We start from the raw sequence: 1,144 nt of genomic DNA, 5'->3' as shown, positions 1-1,144 counted from the left end.
AACAACTTGAACAGTTGGATACAGACATTGACTTAAAGGATAAGCAGATTGCTAAGCACAAAATGAATGAAAGTAAGCAGGCGTTGATACAGCGACGGATTGCTGCTGCTCAAGATTCTATTGAACGCTTAATTGAAGTTAGGGAACGTTTAGAAACTCAGTTTCGGACTTCTTTGGAAAAGCGGGTACAGGAGATATTTATCTCAATTTCCTTTACACCCTACATTCCTAAGTTGAGTGATAAGTATGAGTTAACCTTAGTAGAAAGTACTCTTGGGTTAGAAAACCTAGTTGCTGCGTCTACCGGAGAAAATCAGATTCTAAGTTTATCCTTTATCGGGGGAATTATTGACCGAGTTAGGGATTGGAGTCAAGAGCATTCTCTGATGGGACCTGATAGTAGTACTTTTCCTATTGTAATGGATTCTCCCTTTGGAAGCTTGGATGAAATATATCGTCGGCGAATTGCTAATATCTTGCCTAGACTGGCGAATCAATTAGTAGTTTTAGTGACTCAGACTCAGTGGCGAGGAGAAGTGGCTGACGAGATACTTCCTTTTCTTGGTAAAGAGTATGTGTTGACTTATAATTCTCCTAAGTCTGATTGTGAAGAAGATGTTATTGAGCTAGGTGGAAATCGTTATGATTTGGTAAGACGTAGTCCAAATCAGTTTGAATATACTGAGATTATCGAGGTCGATTATGATAGCTAGTTTGTTGAAGCTTGTTCGCGTAGCGTGGCCTTTTGGCCAAGGTTGATTACCCAAGTCAGTGGGGAGTTTAGCTTGAATTTGACTGTGCTTTAAGGTGATACCGTTTTTTTAAACTAATTCTCCCTCTATCTATTCGGCATTATCCTGGTAATCCTTAAGCCAGTCTTATAAAGAGATAATTTTTGATCTATGACAAACTAATGTTGAGGCTACCATAATTAGTGACTATTTTGTTAGTATATAAAGTGAGTGTTATGCTCTTTAAGAGCCGCTACGCGATTGGCCGTAGGCCACGCTACGCGAACGCATAAAGTAATCCCATCTAGTAATCCGATTTGTTTTGTCAATAATACTACCCTTGACAATAGGTCAAATTTATGAAATATGAATCCTGACTCCCTACTCCCTACTCCCTACTCCCTAAAAACCAT

1 pseudogene is annotated in these 1,144 nt (G+C 39.2%); it reads left to right on the top strand.

Annotated features, from left to right (window positions below):
- Positions 1-713: pseudogene (locus F6K49_RS51515) on the top strand (ATP-binding protein); the annotation flags it as partial.
- Positions 714-1,144 lie beyond the last annotated feature (431 nt).

The sequence above is a fragment of the Moorena sp. SIO3I6 genome (assembly GCF_010672095.1).
This window is presented reverse-complemented; position numbering and strand designations above follow the sequence as displayed.